The organism is Pseudomonas neuropathica (assembly GCF_015461835.1).
In the GTDB taxonomy this organism is placed as follows: Bacteria; Pseudomonadota; Gammaproteobacteria; order Pseudomonadales; family Pseudomonadaceae; genus Aquipseudomonas; species Aquipseudomonas neuropathica.
Map to the genome: position 1 here is coordinate 1 of NZ_JACOPX010000015.1, position 19,629 is coordinate 19,629.

The following is a 19,629-nucleotide window of genomic DNA, read 5'->3' on the forward strand; positions in this document are numbered from 1 at the left end:
ATCTGCGCAAATCGGGTGCTACTGAACATAGGCGAAAATCGAGTCTGAAAAACCTGATTATTGCTCAGGAAGCAGGCACAGCAAGGGGGAGCAAGCTCCCCCTTCAGTTTTTACCGGACACTAGTGATGCTCCGCGTGGGAACGATCACATTAACGAGGGTGCATAAATGCTCGACTCCCTGGAAAAAATGCTCGCCAAGGGTGTGGATAACTCTCTGCTGCGCTTCGGCCTGGGCAAGGGTTATCTGGATCTGGGTGAAAACGCCAAGGCCGCCGAGCACTTTGAACGTTGTGTCGGCTTCGATCCGAAGTATTCGGCGGCATGGAAACTGTTAGGCAAGGCGCAACTTGCGCTAGGCGATCACGCCGCCGCACGTCAGGCGTGGGAACAAGGTCTGGAAGCGGCCCGCGCCCATGGCGACAAGCAGGCCGAAAAGGAAATGACGGTGTTTCTGAAGAAGCTTGATCGTCAGGCACTATAAGTCAAAGGTAGCGAAGACCGATCCCGTCGGCATCCACCGTCACCACTTCCATCCGCACCCGCGGCGCGCCTGTGGGTAAACCCTGCACCTCGCCGTAAACCACTGCGCCTTTGGGCAAAGAAGCCAAAACCGGATGCTGCACAAACACCCCGGTAGGCGACAGGTTGCGCGTCTGCCCGAGGCATTCGCCAAAGCTGTCGTGGGTAATCTTGATGCGGAAGGATTTGCGTTGTTCGGACATCTTGTTGCGCCCTTTGATGAACGGTTGTGGATAACCTCGCCAGTGAGGTTATCCACAGATCATGCCAATCAGCTCAATACCAGCGCTCTTCGCCCGGCGGGCGTTTCTTGAAGCGCTTCATGCTCCACATGTACTGACTCGGGTACGCGGCGACGTAACGCTCGACGACTTTACTCATCGCGGCGCAGGATTCGGCGGTATCGGTGCTGTACATGGCTTCTGGCGCGGCTTCGAGGATCACTTTGTAGCCGGAACCGTCGGGCAGGCGCAGCGCATGCAGGAATACACCGACCGCTTTGCCACCGGCGAGCATGTTCGGCACGAATTTGCTGGTCAGCGCTTGAGTGGCGAAGAACGGCACGAAGATCCCGGCGGATTCGGCCGGTTCCGGGTCAGCAGGAATGCCCACTGCACCACCTTTGCGCACTTCCTTGATCACGCTGAGGATGCCTTCCTTGGTGGAAGCAGCGACTTTGTTGCCCAGTTGCACGCGCTGTTTGCGCAATAACTCATCCACAGCCTTGAGCTTCGGTGGACGGTAGAAAATGATCGGTTTGCACTGGCTGCAATAGAAGTGGTTGAGCACTTCCCAGTTGCCCAGGTGGCTGGTGATGCCGACCACGCCTTTGCCCGAGGCCAAGGCATTCTTGAGGATGTCGAGACCTTCGACTTCGCGCACCAGATCGATCGAGCGCTGCGCCGGCCAGATCCACGCGCAGGCGCTTTCAGTCAGCGACTTGCCGATGTCTTTCAGGCTTTGGCCGACCAGACGTTCACGTTCGGCGGCATCCATCTGTGGAAAACATTTCGCAAGGTTGATCCGCACCACTTCGCGGGAACGGTTGGGGGTTTTCCACATGATCCAGCCAATCGCCGAACCCACGGCCTGCACGGCCCGCCATGGCAGCAGGGCAAACAGCCGCAGAGCGCCTACCAGCAAGGCGCCTTTAAACTTTTCCACAGGTCACTCCTGATCTTGTGCGGTGCGCGAGGCGGCCATTCTAACCGGCGTTGACGAGCTGCGCGTAGCGGTCGCAGTCCTGAGTGTGGTCCATGACCATGCCCGAGGCCTGCATCAGTGCGTAGCAAATGGTCGGGCCGACGAACGTGAATCCGGCCTTTTTCAAGCCTTTGCTCATCGCCAACGCTTCAGGGGTGATCGCCGGGACTTCGCTGCGATCCTTGAAATGATTGATGATCGGTTGATCACCGACGAACGACCAGAGAAACGCCACCGGGTCCTCCAGCGCCAGCCAGGCCTGCGCATTACGGCGGGCGGCGTTGAGTTTGAGACGGTTGCGGATGATCCCCGGGTCGAGCATCAATTCGTCGATTTCGGCGTCGCTCATCTGCGCCACGCGCTGTACGTCGAAGCCGAACAACACCTCGCGATAACGCTCGCGCTTGCGCAACACGGTGATCCACGACAGCCCGGCCTGGAACCCTTCGAGCAAAAGCAACTCGAACAAACCCTGCGCATCGCGTAGCGGCGTGCCCCACTCCTGATCGTGATAAGCCATGTACAGCGGATCTTCGGTACACCAAAAGCAGCGTGGCATAAGGCTCCAGGGGGTGGAGGTGCGACTGAATCGGGTATACTCCCGCTCTTTAAATCGCAGCCCAAGAAACAGGTGAATTTCGTGAGCCAGCCTACGCCAGCCGTGCGTACCTTCCAAGACTTGATCCTCGCGCTCCAGCAATACTGGGCCGAGCAAGGTTGCGTGGTACTTCAGCCCTACGATATGGAAGTAGGCGCCGGCACTTTCCACACCGCGACCTTCCTCCGTGCCATCGGCCCGGAAACCTGGAACGCCGCCTACGTGCAGCCAAGCCGCCGTCCGACTGACGGCCGTTACGGCGAAAACCCGAACCGTCTGCAGCACTACTATCAGTTCCAGGTCGTCCTGAAACCGAACCCGGACAACTTCCAGGAACTGTATCTGGGCTCGCTCAAGCATGTTGGCCTGGACCCGCTGGTCCACGACATTCGCTTCGTCGAAGACAACTGGGAATCGCCGACCCTCGGCGCCTGGGGTCTGGGCTGGGAAGTCTGGCTCAACGGCATGGAAGTGACTCAGTTCACTTACTTCCAGCAGGCGGGCGGCATCGAGTGCTACCCGGTGACCGGCGAGATCACTTACGGTCTCGAGCGTCTGGCCATGTACCTGCAAGGCGTGGACTCGGTCTACGACCTGGTCTGGGCTGACGGTCCGTTTGGCAAGGTGACCTACGGCGACGTGTTCCACCAGAACGAAGTGGAGCAGTCCACTTATAACTTCGAACACGCCAACGTCGACAAACTGTTCGAACTGTTCGACTTCTATGAAAGCGAAGCCAAGCGCCTGATCGAACTCGACCAGCCGCTGCCGTTGCCGAGCTATGAAATGGTGTTGAAGGCGTCGCACACCTTCAACCTGCTGGATGCGCGCCGGGCGATCTCGGTGACCGCGCGTCAGCAATACATTCTGCGCGTACGCACCCTGGCGCGTTCCGTTGCGCAAGCCTACCTGCTGGCGCGCGCCAAACTGGGCTTCCCGATGGCGACCCCGGACCTGCGTGACGAAGTACTGGCCAAGCTGGAGGCAGCACAATGAGTGCGCAAGATTTTCTGGTTGAACTGGGCACCGAAGAACTGCCACCGAAAGCCCTGAACACCTTGGCTGAAGCGTTCCTCGCGGGTATCGACAAGGGCCTGCAAGCCGCTGGCCTGAGCTACGAGACTAAAACTGTCTACGCCGCACCGCGTCGTCTGGCTGTGCTGATCACCGCGCTGGCTACCCAGCAACCGGATCGCAGCATCAACCTCGACGGCCCGCCACGTCAGGCGGCGTTCGACGCTGACGGCAATCCAACGCAAGCAGCTCTCGGCTTCGCCAAGAAGTGCGGCGTCGATCTGAGCGAAATCGATCAGAGCGGCCCGAAACTGCGCTACAGCCAGAGCATCGCCGGCAAGCCGACCGCAAGCCTGCTGCCGACCATCGTCGAAGACTCGCTGAACGACCTGCCGATCCCGAAACGCATGCGTTGGGGTGCGCGCAAGGAAGAGTTCGTGCGTCCGACCCAATGGCTGGTGATGCTGCTCGGTGACCAGGTCATCGACTGCACCATCCTCGCGCAGAAGGCTGGCCGTGATTCCCGTGGTCACCGCTTCCATCACCCGGAAAGCGTGCGCATCGGCTCGCCGTCGAGCTACCTCGCCGACCTGCGTGCCGCTTATGTATTGGCCGATGCCAACGAGCGTCGCGAGATCATCAGCAAACGCACTGAAGAGCTGGCCACCCGTCAGGAAGGCACGGCAATCGTTCCGCCGGCACTGCTCGACGAAGTGACCGCGCTGGTCGAATGGCCGGTGCCGCTGGTCTGCTCGTTCGAGGAGCGTTTCCTCGACGTGCCGCAAGAAGCCCTGATCACCACCATGCAGGACAACCAGAAGTACTTCTGCCTGCTGGATGCCGACGGCAAGTTGCTGCCACGTTTCATTACTGTGGCCAACATCGAAAGCAAAGATCCGCAGCAGATCATCGCCGGTAACGAGAAAGTGGTTCGCCCACGCCTGACCGACGCCGAGTTCTTCTTCAAGCAAGACAAGAAGCAGAAGCTCGAAGCTTTCAACGATCGCCTGAAGAACGTGGTGTTCCAGGAAAAACTCGGCAGCGTCTACGACAAAGCCGAACGCGTATCGAAACTGGCTGCGTACATCGCCGCACGCATTGGCGGCAACGCCTCGTGGGCTGCGCGCGCTGGTCTGCTGTCGAAGTGCGACCTGGCTACCGAAATGGTCGGCGAATTCCCGGAGATGCAAGGTGTCGCCGGTTACTACTACGCCCTCAATGACGGCGAGCCGGAAGACGTCGCGCTGGCGCTCAACGAGCAGTACATGCCACGCGGTGCCGGTGCTGAATTGCCGGCGACCCTGACCGGTGCGGCCGTCGCGATCGCTGACAAGCTCGACACCCTGGTCGGGATCTTCGGTATCGGCATGCTGCCAACCGGCAGCAAAGACCCGTATGCCCTACGCCGAGCGGCACTGGGTGTGCTGCGTATCCTGATCGAGAAGAAACTCGACCTCGACCTGAACGACGCCGTGGCTTTCGCCGTGACTGCGTTCGGCGCCAAGGTCAAGGCTGCCGGCCTCAACGAGTCCGTGCTGGAATTCATCTTCGACCGTCTGCGTGCGCGTTACGAAGACGAAGGCGTTGAAGTCGCCACTTACCTGTCGGTACGTGCCCTGAAGCCGGGTTCGGCGCTGGACTTCGACCAGCGTGTGCAAGCAGTGCAAGCCTTCCGCAAACTGCCGGAAGCAGCAGCGCTGGCGGCGGTGAACAAGCGTGTGTCGAACCTGTTGAGCAAACTCGAAGGCGCGGTACCGACCGAGGTGCAAGCCAAGTACTTCGACAACGCCAACGAGTTCTCGCTGTACTCGGCGATCCAGCAAGCGGATCAAGCGGTGCAGCCAATGGCGGCAGCGCGTCAGTACAACGAATCGCTGGCACGCTTGGCGGCATTGCGTGAGCCCGTCGATGCGTTCTTCGACGCGGTGATGGTCAATGCCGACGACGCCAATGTGCGGGCCAACCGTTACGCGCTGCTGGCGCGTCTGCGTGGTCTGTTCCTCGGCGTTGCCGACATTTCGCTGCTGGGTTGAGGGATTGCTGTTGAAACTGCTGATTCTCGATCGGGACGGAGTGATCAATTACGACTCCGACGCTTACATCAAGTCAGTGGCGGAGTGGATTCCGTTGCCCGGCTCGATCGAGGCGATTGCGCAGTTGAGCAAGGCTGGCTGGACGGTGGCGGTGGCCACCAACCAGTCGGGCATTGCTCGTGGCTATTACGACCTCGCCACCCTCGACGCTATGCACGCGCGCCTGCGCGAGCTGGTCGCGGAGCAGGGTGGTGAAGTCGGGCTGATCGTGTATTGCCCGCATGGGCCGGACGAAGGCTGCGATTGTCGCAAGCCGAAACCGGGGATGCTGAAAACCATCGCGGCGCATTACAACGTGACGCTGGCCAATGTCTGGTTCGTCGGCGACAGCCTTGGTGACCTGGAAGCTGCCAAAGCCGTCGATTCACAGCCAGTTTTGGTAAAGACCGGAAAGGGCGCAAAGACTCAGGGCAAAACCCTGCCGGTTGGCACTCTGATTTTTGACGATCTGGCGGCGATTGCCGCAGAACTTATCCACAACTAGAGTACTTCTGAAGTTCCTGACCAGGGATTGATCGGGAGTGCGCTTGAACATTCGGGCATTGCCCCGTAACGGTAAACGTCACTATGTCGATACTGCGGGCCATCAGGATTTTTCTCTTTTACCTGCTGCTAGGCACCACCTCCCTGCTGTGGTGCAGCTTGAGTTTTTTTATCGCGCCGTTTTTGCCGTTCAAGGCGCGTTATCGTTTTATCAACGTGTACTGGTGCCGTTGCGCCTTGTGGTTGACCAAGGTGTTCCTCGGTATCCGTTACGAAATCAAAGGCGCGCAAAACGTACCTGACCGGCCCTGCGTGATTCAGTCGAACCACCAGAGCACTTGGGAGACGTTCTTTCTCTCCGCTTATTTTTCGCCGTTGAGCCAGGTGCTCAAACGCGAACTGCTTTACGTGCCGTTCTTCGGCTGGGCCATGGCCATGTTGCGGCCGATCGCGATTGATCGCGACAACCCGAAAGCGGCGCTGAAACAAGTCGCCGCCAAAGGTGACGAACTGCTCAAGGACAACGTTTGGGTGCTGATCTTCCCGGAAGGTACACGCGTTCCTTACGGCACTGTCGGCAAGTTCTCCCGCAGTGGTAGCGCTTTGGCGGTGAATGCGGCGCTTCCGGTCCTGCCGATTGCACACAATGCCGGCAAATTCTGGCCGAAAATCGGCTGGGGCAAGAAGTCCGGGGTGATCACCGTGGTTATCGGTGAACCGATGTATGCCGAAGGCACTGGCCCACGCGCCATTGCTGATCTGAACGACCGCGTGCAAGCGTGGAACGAGAAGACTCAACGGGAAATGGGCTCACTGCCGCCGGCTCCGCAGGCACCGGCCGCCAATGATCAGATCGCTGTCTGAGATTTTGTGGATAACCTGTGTACGGTTTTGTTGAAAACGCTTGAATATTCAAATTAAGTTATTGATTTACTTATATATTTCTCAAGCTCATAAAACGCCGTAAAACGTGCATAAGTTTTTTCCGGATGTAAAAAAACCGGCTGATATAGCCGGTTTTTTTGTGCCTGTTCACTCGGCGATCAGCGGTAATTCGAACAGAAATGTGGTGCCTTGAGCGACCACGCTGCGGCATTCGATTTTACCGCCATGGTGATCGACCACCGCTTTGACCATCGACAAGCCGAGGCCTACACCGTCGATCCCTTGTGCCGAGGAAAAGCGTCGGTACTGACTGAACAGATCAGGCAACTCTTGTTCGGCGATGCCTTTACCTTGATCGGTCAGTTCGCAACGTAGCCACTCTCCTTGGCAACTGACTCGCAGTTCAATCGTGGTATCTGCCGGGCTGTACTTGATCGCATTCTCCAGCAGGTTGAACAGCGCACGCGTCAGTAATCCCTGGTCAGCCATGATCAGACGCTCTTGGGATTGCTCATCCATGTCGTGCAGCAGTTCGATGCGTTTCTGCTGGGCGATGGGCAACGCCTGATCCAGCACGTCCAGCACCAACATAGCGAACAGGCTCGGCTGGAACTGATAGGTCTCGGACTCGGCCCGCGCCAGCAAGACGAAACCATCGGTGAGATCCAGCGCGCGACGCACCTGCCGCTCAATCTGTTCGAACAACGGCGAGTCCGCCCCGGCCTGATGGCGATGAACATCGAGCAGGGCGAGGATCGCCGAATGCGGAGCACGCAAGTCGTGGGAAAGAAAGCGCAGCAATACCCCGCGTTGTTCCTCGGCGGCACGTTCGGCGCTGAGGTCGGTGAGGCTGAGCAGCCAACCAATCGGCGTGTCTCCGTCCACCGGCAGCAGGGCGGCACGCTCCAGGCGCAGGCTGCGTTCCTTGTGATCGCAAAACTCCAACAGCTGAATGGCCGACAGTGACGGGCGCAACTCTGTGGACAACTCCGGGTAACCGAGGCTGGCCAGTTGATCGAGGACGTCGTCCCCCACCAGATTGTGATCGAATAGCTGGCGAGCCTTGCGATTGCCCAGCAGGATCTGGCCTTTGGGATCGCTGATCAGTGTGGCGACGGGCAAGTACTCCAGACCGTCGGCAATAAAGCGCCGGGTATCACGGGTGCGACTCATAGCCTGTTCCAGCGCCATGATCTGGCCCTGCAAGCGATCAGCCCCGGTGAATTGCGCGCGACGGCGTTCGGGGAATACCTTCGGCTCGCTGTCCAGTCGTGCCAGCTCCCAGCCGAAATAAGTCAGCACTACGCTCAGGCGTCGCCAGTTCCAGATCAAATAGCCGAATAACATCCCCAGCACCGCCGGTGTCGGCGACCACCAGCGGCGCGTTTCCGCCAGTCCGGCACTGATCAACAGCACGCACGCCATGCCCACCAACGTCAGCCAAAGTGCCCATCGTGGTCGCCACAGCAGCAGCCCGAGCACGCTGGCCACCAGCCCTACCGATAACAATGCCCCGGTAACGGGAGATACATCATGCAGGTTGACCTGCGCGCGATACGACAACAACGCGGTCAGCGGCAACAGCACTAGACTTATCCACAACCACTCGCGCACCAACTGTCGAAACAGTCGCTGCACCTGGCTCGGCTCTCGGCTTTCACGCCGACGATGATTGTTCATGGGGAAAAGGGGCAGGGCAGGGTGAATGGTTTCATGGGCCACAGGTCTGAGACGTAGACTCGAAGAATCATAGCGGACGTCGACCAACGGCGGGCCGCTTACTTTCAAGGTGATGACCAAGCGACTATGGTTGACGCCCAACTGCCCAAGCAACAAGGAACCACCGCGTATGCGCGTTGCGATACTGGACGACGAACCCGCCGAACTGCGCCGGGTCGAGCAAACCCTGCAGCAAATGGCCGATGCCGGCGAACAGCCGTGGTCACTGCACAGCTTCGAGCGTGGCGAAGACCTGTTACGACAGCTACGCCGGGAAACCTTCGACCTGCTGATCCTCGACTGGCAACTGCCCGACCTCACCGGCCTGGCCTTGCTACGCTGGACCCGCGAACACATGGAAGCGCCACCGGCCGCGATCATGCTGACCAGTCGCGATGGCGAGAGCGATATCGTCCAAGCCTTGAACGCTGGCGCCGACGATTATGTAAGTAAACCGTTCCGCCCCAATGAACTGAAAGCCCGAGTCGCCGCAGTACTACGCCGGCATAGCCAGCCACGCAGCACGGCGACCGAAGTGCTGAGCTTCAATGACCTGACGTTTGATGATGCAGAGCTGACCGTCACCCGTGAGGGCAAACCTATCGTCATGACCGAGCGGGAGTATCGACTTGCCCGTTGTCTGTTCAGCAATTTGGGCCGGCCGTTGTCGCGGGATTATCTGTACGAACGGTTTTGGCCGCATGAGGAGATGGCGTCGTCGCGACCGCTGGATACGCATATCTATCGGCTGCGTAACAAGTTGGGGCTGACGGCGGATCGGGGTTGGCAGTTGTTGACGATTTATGGGTATGGGTATCGGTTGGAAAGTGTGGCGACGGGGTCCGAATAGAAATTAAAGTTCGCAGCTTCAACCCGGCACTTAAGCGCCGGGACAACAAAGCAGTCCGCTCATAACGGGAAACGTCAGAGCTAGAATGCTTTGAGTAAACAATAACGAACGAGGGCCCGCTCGACACTCTGTTTACCTCTTAAGACCAGACCAACGGCGACAGTCTGATCTTCATCCAAGATCTCGTAGAAAACGCGGTAATCGTCTGTATTAAGTTCACGATATTGCATGACACCCAGCTCGCTCATCTGAGGGCTGACGGGATAACCGTAGGGGGTGGACGCGAGTTTATCTGTGATGATGTCAACGACGGCATCAACCCGCTGGAAAGCAGACTGCAGCCCGTGATAATCAGCCAGATGTTCAATCTGGTCTTCGATGCTTTGTTGAGCGATTTCGGTGTAACGAACGGTGAACTTGGTCATTTAGGCTCCTATATTATTTGTGGGCAAACCTCCTGCTCAAACGGGCTTTCAGCTCATCAGTAGAACAATGTTTGCCTTGGGCATATTCGCGAGAACTGATTGCGAGCATTTTCACAAGGGCAACTGCTTCGTCACGGCGCTTATGGTCAACATAAGACTCCACAACATAGGCAGGAACACCATTTTGCGTGACGACCATTGGCTCATCTAATGGCAGGTCGGATGCGTGTTTTTTCAAAAAACTTATTGTTTCGACTCGCATGAGTGGAAACCCTCCTTTGTGACGTCCGTCCCGGACGCCAACTAACGCTGATGGCTCTGTTTTAATGCTGCCCAGAACCTTCGAGGCGAAATTGCCCCAACACCAACCACCATACACTAAATTCAGACCAAAACAAGACCGATAAAAGCCCTCTCTTTTACAATTAAGTCAAGTTTTTTAGCAAATGCTCCGTTTGTTTTGCCACTCAAGAACCTAGAAGAGTTGATGTAAATTGACCAGCCGATCAATGGCGGCTTTGTGTAACAAAAAAGGCCAACGCGATTGCATTGGCCTTTTTTGTTTTGACGCAAACCGGGATCAGAAATCCAGGTTCGAAACCGCCAACGCATTGCTCTCGATGAAGTCACGGCGAGGTTCGACCGCATCACCCATCAGGGTGTTGAAGATCTGGTCTGCGCCAATGGCGTCTTCGATGGTGACTTTCAGCATGCGACGCACGCTTGGGTCCATGGTGGTTTCCCACAGCTGATCCGGGTTCATTTCGCCCAGACCTTTGTATCGCTGAATGGTGTGGCGCTTGGTGCTTTCAGCCATCAGCCAGTCGAGGGCTTCCTTGAACTCGGTGACTGCCTTCTTGCGCTCGCCACGCTGGATGTACGCGCCGTCGTCGAGCAGGGTGCTCAGTTGAGCGCCAAGGGTGACGACGGTTTTGTAGTCGTTGCTGCCGAAGAAGTCGCGGTTGAAAGTGACGTAGTTCGACAGACCGTGGGAGATCAGTTCGACCTCCGGCAGCCACACGCCACGCTCACGGTCTTCACGCAGGCTGGCCTTGTAGACCAGGCCGGACTTCTCGACGGTGCGCAGACGGACTTCGTACTGGGCCAGCCAGTCCTGCATCTTGGCGTGGTCGCCAAGCATTTCCAGGCTCACGGCCGGCAGGTAGATGAAGTGCTCGGTCAGCTCTTGCGGGTACAGGCGCGACAGACGCTTGAGGGTCTTCATCACCATGCGGAAGTCGTTTACCAGACGCTCCAAAGCTTCACCGGAAATGCCTGGTGCCTCTTCGTTCAGGTGCAGGCTGGCATCTTCCAGGGCCGACTGCGTCATGTACTCTTCCATGGCGTCGTCGTCTTTGATGTATTGCTCTTGCTTGCCTTTCTTGACCTTGTACAGCGGCGGCTGGGCGATGTAGATGTAACCGCGCTCGATCAGCTCCGGCAACTGACGGAAGAAGAAGGTCAGCAGCAGGGTACGGATGTGCGAACCGTCGACGTCAGCATCGGTCATGATGATGATGTTGTGATAACGCAACTTGTCGATGTTGTATTCGTCGCGACCGATGCCGCAGCCCAGCGCGGTGATCAAGGTGCCCACTTCCTGGGAAGAGATCATCTTGTCGAAACGCGCTTTCTCGACGTTGAGGATCTTGCCCTTCAACGGCAGGATCGCCTGGGTCTTGCGGTTACGTCCCTGCTTGGCAGAGCCGCCCGCGGAGTCACCTTCCACGAGATACAGTTCGGACAGCGCCGGGTCTTTTTCCTGGCAGTCAGCGAGCTTGCCCGGCAGGCCGGCGATGTCCAGCGTGCCTTTGCGGCGGGTCATCTCACGGGCCTTGCGCGCCGCTTCACGGGCACGGGCGGCGTCGATCATCTTGCCGACCACCAGCTTGGCTTCGTTCGGGTTTTCCAGGAGGAAGTCGGAGAAGTACTTGCCCATTTCCTGTTCGACCGCGGTCTTCACTTCGGAAGAGACCAGCTTGTCTTTGGTCTGCGAGCTGAACTTCGGATCCGGCACTTTCACCGAGATGATCGCGGTCAGGCCTTCACGGGCATCATCACCGGTGGTGGCGACTTTGTGCTTCTTCGCCAGACCTTCCTGCTCGATGTAGTTGTTCAGGTTACGCGTCAGGGCCGAGCGGAAGCCCACCAGGTGGGTACCGCCGTCGCGCTGCGGAATGTTGTTGGTGAAACACAACAGGTTCTCGTTGAAGCTGTCGTTCCACTGCAGGGCGATTTCCACGCCGATGCCGTCTTCACGCTGGATGTTGAAGTGGAACACCTGGTTGACCGCAGTCTTGTTGGTGTTCAGGTATTCAACGAACGCACGCAGGCCGCCTTCGTACTTGAACAGCTCTTCCTTGCCGCTGCGCTCATCCTTGAGGACGATGCCGACACCGGAGTTGAGGAAGGACAGTTCACGAATGCGCTTGGCCAGGATGTCCCAGCTGAAGTGAATGTTCTTGAAGGTTTCGCTGGAAGCCTTGAAGTGGATCTGGGTACCGGTGGTTTCGCTGTCGCCAACGATGGCCATCGGAGCCTGAGGTACGCCGTGGACGTAGGTCTGTTCCCAGATCTTGCCGCTGCGGCGTACGGTCAGGACCAGCTCTTCGGACAGTGCGTTCACTACCGACACACCTACGCCGTGCAGACCGCCGGAGACCTTGTAGGAGTTGTCGTCGAACTTACCGCCAGCGTGGAGGACGGTCATGATGACCTCGGCGGCGGAAACGCCTTCCTCTTTGTGCACGTCTACCGGGATGCCACGGCCGTTGTCTTTAACGGTGATGGACTCATCCGGGTGGATGATGATGCTGATGTCATCGCAGTGGCCGGCGAGGGCTTCGTCGATCGAGTTGTCGACCACCTCGAACACCATGTGGTGCAGACCGCTGCCATCGTCAGTGTCACCAATGTACATACCGGGACGTTTGCGTACGGCATCCAGGCCTTTCAGCACTTTAATGCTCGTTGAGTCGTACGTATTTTCTTCGCTCAATGCCTTCACTCCCGATGGTCGTGGGTCTGGGTGATACGGCCCTGTTCCACGTGGAACAGAGCGACTGGCGTTTCCGTCTGCCAGCCTTCCCTCAATAATTCGTGATCTACACAGGTGATGAACACCTGGCAGCGTAAGTCTTCCAGCAAACGGCACAGCGCGCGACGATGACCCTCGTCCAGCTCGGACGGCAAGTCATCCACCAGATAAATACACTGACCGCGACGGGCCTGGCTGACCAAATGCCCTTGGGCAATCCGTAGTGCACAGACCACTAACTTCTGCTGACCCCGGGACAAGATGTCCGCGGCGTTGTGAGCGCCCAATCTAAGACGCAAATCAGCCCGTTGCGGTCCGGCCTGGGTATGACCCATTTGCTGATCCCGTTGCACGGATCCAGCCAGTACGGCGCTCAATTCCCGGTCTTTGTCCCAGCCTCGGTAATAGCTGAGCGTCAAACCTTCAAGCTCAACCAGTTCGCTCAAGGTTTGTTCAAAGACTGGTTTCAAGGCTTTGATGTAGGCGCGGCGGTATTCATCGATTTCAGCGCTGGCCTGGCACAGTTCCCTGTCCCAAACCGCTTGCGAAACGGCGTCAAGTGTACCATGTCGCAGCCAAGAGTTTCTCTGGCGCAGGGCCTTCTGCAACCGCTGCCAGGTGGCCATAAAGCGCGGCTCGACGTGGAACACGCCCCAGTCGAGAAACTGTCGACGAATCTTCGGCGCACCTTCAAGCAAGCGGAAGCTGTCGGGGTTGATCAACTGCAGTGGCAGGATCTCCGCCAGCTGCGCAGCACTGCGGGCGTTCTGGCCGTCGATGCGTATCTGGAACTCGCCCTGACGATCGCGCGAGATCCCCAACGCACTGTGCCCACCCTCAGCCAATTCGACCTGACCGAACACGGTGCAGGCGAGTTGCTCGTACTGAATGACCGGCAACAGCCGCGTGCTACGAAACGAACGGGCAAGCCCCAGCAGATGAATGGCTTCCAGAACACTGGTTTTGCCGCTGCCGTTGGCGCCGTAAAGAATGTTGATGCGGGGGGAGGGGGAGAAGGTCACCGGGTGCAGATTGCGCACCGCGGTGACCGAAACACGACTTAAGGACATCCAGGGTCAGCTGATTACAGACGCATCGGCATGACAACGTAAGCCGAATCGTCGTTGTCGGACTCTTGCACGAGTGCACTGCTGTTGGAGTCGGACAGGATCAGACGAACCTGCTCGGTGGTCATCACGCCCAGCACGTCGAGCAAATAGCTCACGTTGAAGCCGATTTCCAGGGAGCCGCCGTTGTATTCAACGCCCACTTCTTCTTCCGCTTCTTCCTGCTCCGGGTTGTTGGCCTGGATCTTCAACTGACCGCTGGCCAGTTGCAGACGGATACCACGGTACTTCTCGTTGGACAGAATCGCGGTACGGCTGAACGCTTCACGCAAGGCCTGGCGATCGCCCAATACCAGCTTGTCGCCGCCCTTTGGCAGAACGCGTTCGTAGTCCGGGAACTTGCCGTCAACCAGTTTCGAGGTGAAGGTGAATTCGCCGGTGGTGGCGCGGATGTGATGTTGGCCCAACACGATGCTGACATTGCCGTCCGGCTCGGTGAGCAGACGCGCCAGTTCCAGAATACCTTTGCGCGGCACGATCACCTGATGGCGATCTGGCTGGCCGATATCGGCCTTCATCGAGCACATGGCCAGACGGTGACCGTCGGTGGCCACGGCGCGGATGATGCCTTCGGACACTTCCAGCAGCATGCCGTTGAGGTAATAACGTACGTCCTGCTGGGCCATGGCGAAGCTTGTGCGTTCGATCAGGCGACGCAGTTTGCTTTGTTCAAGACTGCAAGTCAGCGAGCCCGGACCTTCTTCAACGGTCGGGAAATCGTTGGCCGGCAGAGTCGACAGGGTGAAGCGGCTACGGCCAGCCTTCACCACCAGCTTCTGCTCGTCGACCTTGATGTCGATCAGCGCGTCGTTGGGCAGGCTTTTGCAGATATCCATCAGCTTGCGCGCAGGCACCGTGATGGAACCTGTTTCAGCCGGCTCTTCAAGTTGCACACGACCAACCAGTTCGACTTCGAGGTCGGTACCGGTCAGCGACAGTTGCTGGCCTTCGACAACCAGCAGCACGTTGGAGAGTACCGGCAAGGTCTGTCGGCGCTCGACGACGCCTGCGACCAGTTGCAGGGGTTTCAACAGGGCTTCGCGTTGAATGGTGAAATGCATGGTCTAGTCCCTTGCCTTAATAAGCTGCGCTGGTGTTCATCAAGTGGTCAGTGTACGCAGCAGGTTCTTGTAGTCCTCGCGGATGTCCGCGTCGGATTCCTTAAGTTCGTTGATCTTGCGGCAGGCGTGCAACACCGTGGTGTGGTCGCGGCCGCCAAACACATCGCCGATTTCCGGCAGGCTGTGGTTGGTCAGCTCCTTGGACAACGCCATGGCGACCTGACGCGGACGTGCCACCGAACGCGAACGGCGTTTGGACAGCAGATCCGAGATCTTGATCTTGTAGTACTCGGCGACGGTGCGCTGAATGTTATCCACAGAGACCAGTTTGTCCTGCAACGCCAACAGGTCTTTCAGGGATTCGCGAATCAGCTCGATGGTGATGTCGCGGCCCATGAAGTGCGAGTGGGCGATCACGCGTTTCAGCGCACCTTCCAGCTCACGGACGTTGGAACGAATACGCTGGGCGATGAAGAACGCGGCGTCGTGCGGCAAGTCGACTTTGGCCTGGTCGGCCTTTTTCATCAAGATCGCCACGCGGGTTTCCAGTTCCGGCGGCTCGACAGCTACCGTCAGGCCCCAGCCGAAGCGGGATTTGAGGCGCTCTTCAAGGCCTTCGATTTCTTTCGGATAGCGGTCACTGGTGAGAATGACCTGCTGGCCACCTTCAAGCAGAGCGTTGAAGGTGTGGAAAAACTCTTCCTGCGAGCGCTCTTTGCGGGCGAAGAACTGAATGTCGTCGATCAGCAAAGCATCCACCGAACGGTAGAAACGCTTGAACTCGTTGATCGCGTTCAGTTGCAGCGCCTTGACCATATCGGCCACGAAGCGCTCGGAATGCAGGTACACAACCTTGGCATTCGGGTTCTTCTTTAGTAGGTGGTTACCCACCGCATGCATCAAGTGGGTTTTACCCAGGCCGACGCCACCATAAAGGAACAGCGGGTTGTAACCGTGCTTGGGGTTGTCCGCCACTTGCCAGGCCGCCGCGCGGGCGAGCTGGTTGGATTTACCTTCGACGAAGTTTTCGAAGGTGAAAGTGCGGTTCAGGTAGCTGGTGTGCTTGAGCGCACCTTCTACCTGCACGGTGCGCTGTTCGGCGCGAACCGGGGCTTGCTGCGAAGCGGCACCGGACATCGGATCGAAACTGTCGCGAGACGGTTCATCGCTGACTTCAGGGCTTTTCTGCGTCGAGCGCTTGGCCGTCGGTGCGGGCGTCTGCGTCGGTGCCGGCACGTTCGCAGGTGCGGCATTGACCTGAGCCTGGGAAACCTGTGCGGCGGCCAGCGGTGCATTCGGTGCGGCACGCGGTGCCGAGCTGCGCTTGCTGCCTATTAATAAGGAGAGCGCCGGCGCCGTGCCGTTGCCATGCTCATCCAGCAGTTCAAGGACGCGGCCCAGGTACTTTTCGTTGACCCAGTCCAGCACAAAACGGTTCGGTGCGTAGACGCGCAACTCGTCGCCTTCGGCTTCGACCTGTAGTGGACGGATCCAGGTGTTGAATTGTTGGGCAGGCAGCTCCTCGCGCAAAAGCTCCACGCACTGCTGCCAAAGTTCCACTGACACGGATATCCCCTAAGTTGAAAGCCGGTGAGGCAAAAACAAGCGGCCATTGTAGCGGCGAGCGGTCCACTTATCCACATGCAGGTTGCCCGGTGACCATGATTTATCAATGTGTTAACCGATGAAAAAGCGACCAACGGTGTGTGAATAAGCTCTGTGGATAACCGCCTCTAAGGGCACTGGACAACTGGGGGTTGAACTCGGTGGATAACCTGCCTGTGGATAACAGCCCATTCCACGCACAGGTTATCCGATAGTGCAGCACAGGCTGATCACGGTTTTCCACTGTAGTTGTCATTCTCTGTACAGCAGGTAAAACATGGGCTTCTGTAACTTATCCACAGAAGAAGGCGTGCCTAGCTTTTATAAGCTTTACAGAAAAGCTTTAAATAATTCCCTTCTTTATTTTTATGTATGGCGAGCAGGTGATCAGGCAAAGAACACCTTGAGATCTATTTATAAGGAAACGTTGGTTGGAAATTGACCTGAAGGCTTGCTTTCTCTAGAATCCCCGGTCTCTTAAAACGGGGGCCATTCCGGCCCGTTGTGGACGAACCAGGTAACACGACATGAAACGTACTTTCCAACCAAGCACTATCAAACGCGCCCGTACCCACGGTTTCCGTGCTCGCATGGCTACCAAGAACGGCCGTGCTGTCCTGTCGCGTCGCCGCGCCAAAGGTCGTGCGCGTCTGGCAGTTTGATAATCCGGTACTGGAGGTGAGTCAGGACTTCAGTCGGGAAAAGCGTCTGCTTACCCCCCGGCATTTCAAGGCAGTCTTTGACTCCCCTACCGGCAAGGTTCCGGGGAAAAATCTCCTGCTCCTTGCACGCAACAACGATCTTGATCACCCCCGTCTCGGGCTGGTTATCGGGAAAAAGAGCGTAAAGCTCTCCGTTGAGCGCAATCGCCTCAAACGTTTGATGCGCGAATCGTTCCGTCTGCACCAGGATTCACTGGTCGGCTGGGACATCGTTATCGTCGCGCGCAAAGGTCTGGGCGATGTAGAAAACCCCGAATTGATTCAGCATTTCGGCAAGCTCTGGAAGCGTCTGGCACGCAGCAAGCCAGTTCCAGAAGTCAAAACCGAAACTGTAGGGGTAGACAGTCCAGATGCGTAAACTGGCCCTCGTTCCGATCCAGTTTTATCGCTATGCCATTAGTCCTTTGATGGCCAGTCACTGTCGTTTCTACCCCAGTTGTTCCTGCTACGCGTATGAAGCCATCGAAAATCATGGCCTTCTGCGCGGTGGCTGGCTGACCTTTCGTCGTTTAGGTCGCTGTCATCCGTGGAATCCCGGTGGTTATGACCCGGTTCCACCTATCCCTACCTCCCGTTCTTCTTCGATGGCCGAGTAATCATGGATATCAAACGCACGATCCTGATCGTCGCCCTGGCAATCGTGGCCTACGTTATGGTCCTTAAATGGAACCAGGACTATGGTCAGGCTGCCCTGCCGACTCAGAATGTTGCTTCCAGTACGACTACATCCGGTTTGCCGGATACCGCCACTGGCAATAATGCTGCCGCCAGTGACGATATTCCGCGTGCCGCTAGCGATACCAGCGCACCTGCCGAAACCCCGGTAGCCGCCAGCAAGGACCTGATCCAGATCAAAACCGACGTGCTCGATCTCGCGATCGATCCACAAGGTGGCGATGTCGCTCAACTGACCTTGCCTCTGTATCCACGTCGTCAGGATCGTCCTGATGTTCCGTTCCAGCTGTTCGATAACGGCGGCGAACGTGTTTATCTGGCACAAAGCGGTCTGATCGGTACCAATGGCCCGGACGCAAATCCGGCCGGTCGTCCGGTCTACTCTTCGGAGAAGAAGACTTATCAACTGGCTGACGGTCAGGACCAACTGGTCGTCGACCTGAAATTCAGCAAGGACGGCGTCAATTACATCAAGCGTTTCACTCTGAAACGTGGCCTGTACGACGTAGCCGTTTCCTACATTGTGGATAACCAGAGCGCTCAGCCCTGGAACGGCGCAATGTTTGCCCAGTTGAAGCGTGATAACAGCGCTGACCCTTCGTCCACCACTGCTACTGGTACCGCGACTTACCTGGGCGCTGCCCTGTGGACAAGTTCGGAGCCGTACAAGAAAGTGTCCATGAAGGACATGGACAAGGCGCAGCTGAAAGAAACCGTCACCGGTGGTTGGGTAGCCTGGCTGCAACACTACTTTGTGACCGCGTGGATTCCGGCCAAGGGCGAAAACAACATCGTCCAGACCCGTAAAGACAGCAAAGGCAACTACATCATCGGTTACACCGGTCCTACACTGACCGCTGCTCCGGGTGCAAAAGTTGAAACCAGCGCTGTGCTGTACGCCGGTCCGAAAAGCCAGGCTGTGCTGAAAGAGTTGTCCCCAGGTCTGGAACTGACCGTCGACTACGGCATTCTGTGGTTCATTGCCCAGCCAATCTTCTGGTTGCTGCAACACATCCACGCCATTGTCGGTAACTGGGGCTGGTCGATCATCTTCCTGACCATGCTGATCAAGGGTCTTTTCTTCCCTCTGTCGGCTGCCAGCTACAAATCGATGGCGCGCATGCGTGCCGTTGCACCGAAACTGGCTGCATTGAAAGAACAACATGGCGATGACCGGCAGAAAATGTCGCAAGCCATGATGGAGCTGTACAAGAAAGAGAAGATCAATCCGCTGGGCGGCTGCTTGCCGATCCTCGTGCAGATGCCGGTTTTCCTTTCGCTGTACTGGGTTCTGCTGGAAAGCGTGGAAATGCGCCAGGCGCCATTCATGCTGTGGATCACTGACCTGTCGATCAAGGATCCGTTCTTCATTCTGCCGATCATCATGGGCGCAACCATGTTTATCCAGCAGCAGCTGAACCCGACTCCTCCGGATCCGATGCAGGCGAAGGTCATGAAAATGATGCCAATCATCTTCACCTTCTTCTTCCTGTGGTTCCCGGCTGGTCTGGTGCTGTACTGGGTTGTGAACAACTGCCTGTCCATCACTCAACAGTGGTACATCACACGTAAGATCGAACGGGCTACCAAAGCAGCCGCTTGATTTACACTG

20 protein-coding genes are annotated in these 19,629 nt (G+C 57.5%); 10 read left to right on the forward strand and 10 right to left on the reverse strand.

The annotated features are described in order from the left end of the window. Positions 1 to 167: 167 nt before the first annotated feature. Positions 168 to 482, forward strand: coding sequence for a tetratricopeptide repeat protein (locus H8F23_RS21315; RefSeq protein WP_194935682.1), 315 nt, complete (start codon positions 168 to 170; stop codon positions 480 to 482). A gap of 1 nt (position 483) precedes the next feature. On the opposite strand, the gene H8F23_RS21320 is transcribed toward H8F23_RS21315, so the two are convergent. The 3 genes from H8F23_RS21320 to H8F23_RS21330 all read right to left on the reverse strand — a co-directional run bounded on the left by H8F23_RS21320 (position 484) and on the right by H8F23_RS21330 (position 2,282). Further along, positions 484 to 723 (reverse strand): PilZ domain-containing protein, encoded by a 240-nt coding sequence (locus tag H8F23_RS21320; protein WP_095049573.1) that lies wholly within the window; start codon positions 721 to 723, stop codon positions 484 to 486. Positions 724 to 796: 73 nt separating this feature from the next. Beyond that, positions 797 to 1,684, reverse strand: coding sequence for a lysophospholipid acyltransferase (locus tag H8F23_RS21325; protein WP_093429542.1), 888 nt, complete (start codon positions 1,682 to 1,684; stop codon positions 797 to 799). A gap of 40 nt (positions 1,685 to 1,724) precedes the next feature. After that, the gene (locus H8F23_RS21330; RefSeq protein WP_194935683.1) at positions 1,725 to 2,282 is read right to left on the reverse strand and encodes a DNA-3-methyladenine glycosylase I; all 558 of its coding nucleotides are present in this window, start codon (positions 2,280 to 2,282) and stop codon (positions 1,725 to 1,727) included. Positions 2,283 to 2,363: 81 nt separating this feature from the next. On the opposite strand from H8F23_RS21330, the gene glyQ reads away from it, so the two are divergent. The 4 genes from glyQ (at position 2,364) to H8F23_RS21350 (ending at position 6,775) form a co-directional block, all read left to right on the forward strand. After that, positions 2,364 to 3,317 carry a glycine--tRNA ligase subunit alpha gene (gene glyQ / locus H8F23_RS21335; RefSeq protein ID WP_003187265.1) on the forward strand — a complete coding sequence of 318 codons (954 nt, stop codon included), beginning with the start codon at positions 2,364 to 2,366 and terminating at the stop codon, positions 3,315 to 3,317. Beyond that, on the forward strand, positions 3,314 to 5,368 hold the full coding sequence (glyS, locus tag H8F23_RS21340) for a glycine--tRNA ligase subunit beta (RefSeq protein WP_093429544.1): 2,055 nt from the start codon (positions 3,314 to 3,316) through the stop codon (positions 5,366 to 5,368). The genes glyQ and glyS overlap by 4 nt, the downstream gene beginning before the upstream one ends. Positions 5,369 to 5,372: 4 nt before the next feature. Further along, a complete protein-coding gene (gene gmhB / locus H8F23_RS21345; protein ID WP_194935684.1) occupies positions 5,373 to 5,912 on the forward strand; it encodes a D-glycero-beta-D-manno-heptose 1,7-bisphosphate 7-phosphatase in 540 nt (179 codons plus the stop codon). Between the two features lie 83 nt (positions 5,913 to 5,995). Continuing rightward, complete coding sequence (locus tag H8F23_RS21350) at positions 5,996 to 6,775, forward strand: lysophospholipid acyltransferase family protein (RefSeq protein WP_194935685.1); 780 nt, start codon at positions 5,996 to 5,998, stop codon at positions 6,773 to 6,775. Positions 6,776 to 6,943: 168 nt separating this feature from the next. Here the strand turns inward: H8F23_RS21350 and H8F23_RS21355 are convergent, their stop codons facing one another. Next, positions 6,944 to 8,476 carry a sensor histidine kinase gene (locus H8F23_RS21355; protein WP_194935686.1) on the reverse strand — a complete coding sequence of 511 codons (1,533 nt, stop codon included), beginning with the start codon at positions 8,474 to 8,476 and terminating at the stop codon, positions 6,944 to 6,946. A gap of 169 nt (positions 8,477 to 8,645) precedes the next feature. Between H8F23_RS21355 and H8F23_RS21360 the strand changes: the two genes are divergently transcribed. Continuing rightward, positions 8,646 to 9,365: a response regulator transcription factor gene (locus H8F23_RS21360; RefSeq protein WP_194935687.1), complete on the forward strand. Its 720-nt coding sequence runs from the start codon at positions 8,646 to 8,648 to the stop codon at positions 9,363 to 9,365. 80 nt (positions 9,366 to 9,445) lie between these two features. Here the strand turns inward: H8F23_RS21360 and H8F23_RS21365 are convergent, their stop codons facing one another. From H8F23_RS21365 to dnaA, 6 genes are all read right to left on the reverse strand, one after another. After that, a complete protein-coding gene (locus H8F23_RS21365; protein ID WP_194935688.1) occupies positions 9,446 to 9,790 on the reverse strand; it encodes a type II toxin-antitoxin system RelE/ParE family toxin in 345 nt (114 codons plus the stop codon). A gap of 13 nt (positions 9,791 to 9,803) precedes the next feature. Continuing rightward, complete coding sequence (locus tag H8F23_RS21370; RefSeq protein WP_194935689.1) at positions 9,804 to 10,052, reverse strand: type II toxin-antitoxin system Phd/YefM family antitoxin; 249 nt, start codon at positions 10,050 to 10,052, stop codon at positions 9,804 to 9,806. A 318-nt stretch (positions 10,053 to 10,370) separates the two neighbouring features. Continuing rightward, complete coding sequence (gene gyrB, locus H8F23_RS21375) at positions 10,371 to 12,788, reverse strand: DNA topoisomerase (ATP-hydrolyzing) subunit B (RefSeq protein WP_194935690.1); 2,418 nt, start codon at positions 12,786 to 12,788, stop codon at positions 10,371 to 10,373. A gap of 5 nt (positions 12,789 to 12,793) precedes the next feature. Then, positions 12,794 to 13,897 (reverse strand): DNA replication/repair protein RecF, encoded by a 1,104-nt coding sequence (gene recF / locus H8F23_RS21380; protein ID WP_038359568.1) that lies wholly within the window; start codon positions 13,895 to 13,897, stop codon positions 12,794 to 12,796. A 14-nt stretch (positions 13,898 to 13,911) separates the two neighbouring features. Beyond that, positions 13,912 to 15,015: a DNA polymerase III subunit beta gene (gene dnaN / locus H8F23_RS21385; RefSeq protein ID WP_007911887.1), complete on the reverse strand. Its 1,104-nt coding sequence runs from the start codon at positions 15,013 to 15,015 to the stop codon at positions 13,912 to 13,914. A gap of 39 nt (positions 15,016 to 15,054) precedes the next feature. Continuing rightward, the gene (gene dnaA / locus H8F23_RS21390; protein ID WP_194935691.1) at positions 15,055 to 16,581 is read right to left on the reverse strand and encodes a chromosomal replication initiator protein DnaA; all 1,527 of its coding nucleotides are present in this window, start codon (positions 16,579 to 16,581) and stop codon (positions 15,055 to 15,057) included. A 566-nt stretch (positions 16,582 to 17,147) separates the two neighbouring features. Between dnaA and rpmH the strand changes: the two genes are divergently transcribed. From rpmH to yidC, 4 genes are read left to right on the forward strand one after another with little or no spacing between them, the layout of a single operon-like run. Then, positions 17,148 to 17,282 (forward strand): 50S ribosomal protein L34, encoded by a 135-nt coding sequence (gene rpmH / locus H8F23_RS21395; RefSeq protein ID WP_003213577.1) that lies wholly within the window; start codon positions 17,148 to 17,150, stop codon positions 17,280 to 17,282. 16 nt (positions 17,283 to 17,298) lie between these two features. Further along, on the forward strand, positions 17,299 to 17,700 hold the full coding sequence (gene rnpA, locus H8F23_RS21400; RefSeq protein WP_042704971.1) for a ribonuclease P protein component: 402 nt from the start codon (positions 17,299 to 17,301) through the stop codon (positions 17,698 to 17,700). Next, positions 17,693 to 17,938, forward strand: coding sequence for a membrane protein insertion efficiency factor YidD (yidD, locus tag H8F23_RS21405; RefSeq protein ID WP_010465488.1), 246 nt, complete (start codon positions 17,693 to 17,695; stop codon positions 17,936 to 17,938). Before rnpA ends, yidD begins: the two co-directional genes overlap by 8 nt. A 2-nt stretch (positions 17,939 to 17,940) precedes the next feature. Beyond that, a complete protein-coding gene (gene yidC, locus H8F23_RS21410; protein WP_064389679.1) occupies positions 17,941 to 19,620 on the forward strand; it encodes a membrane protein insertase YidC in 1,680 nt (559 codons plus the stop codon). Positions 19,621 to 19,629 lie beyond the last annotated feature (9 nt).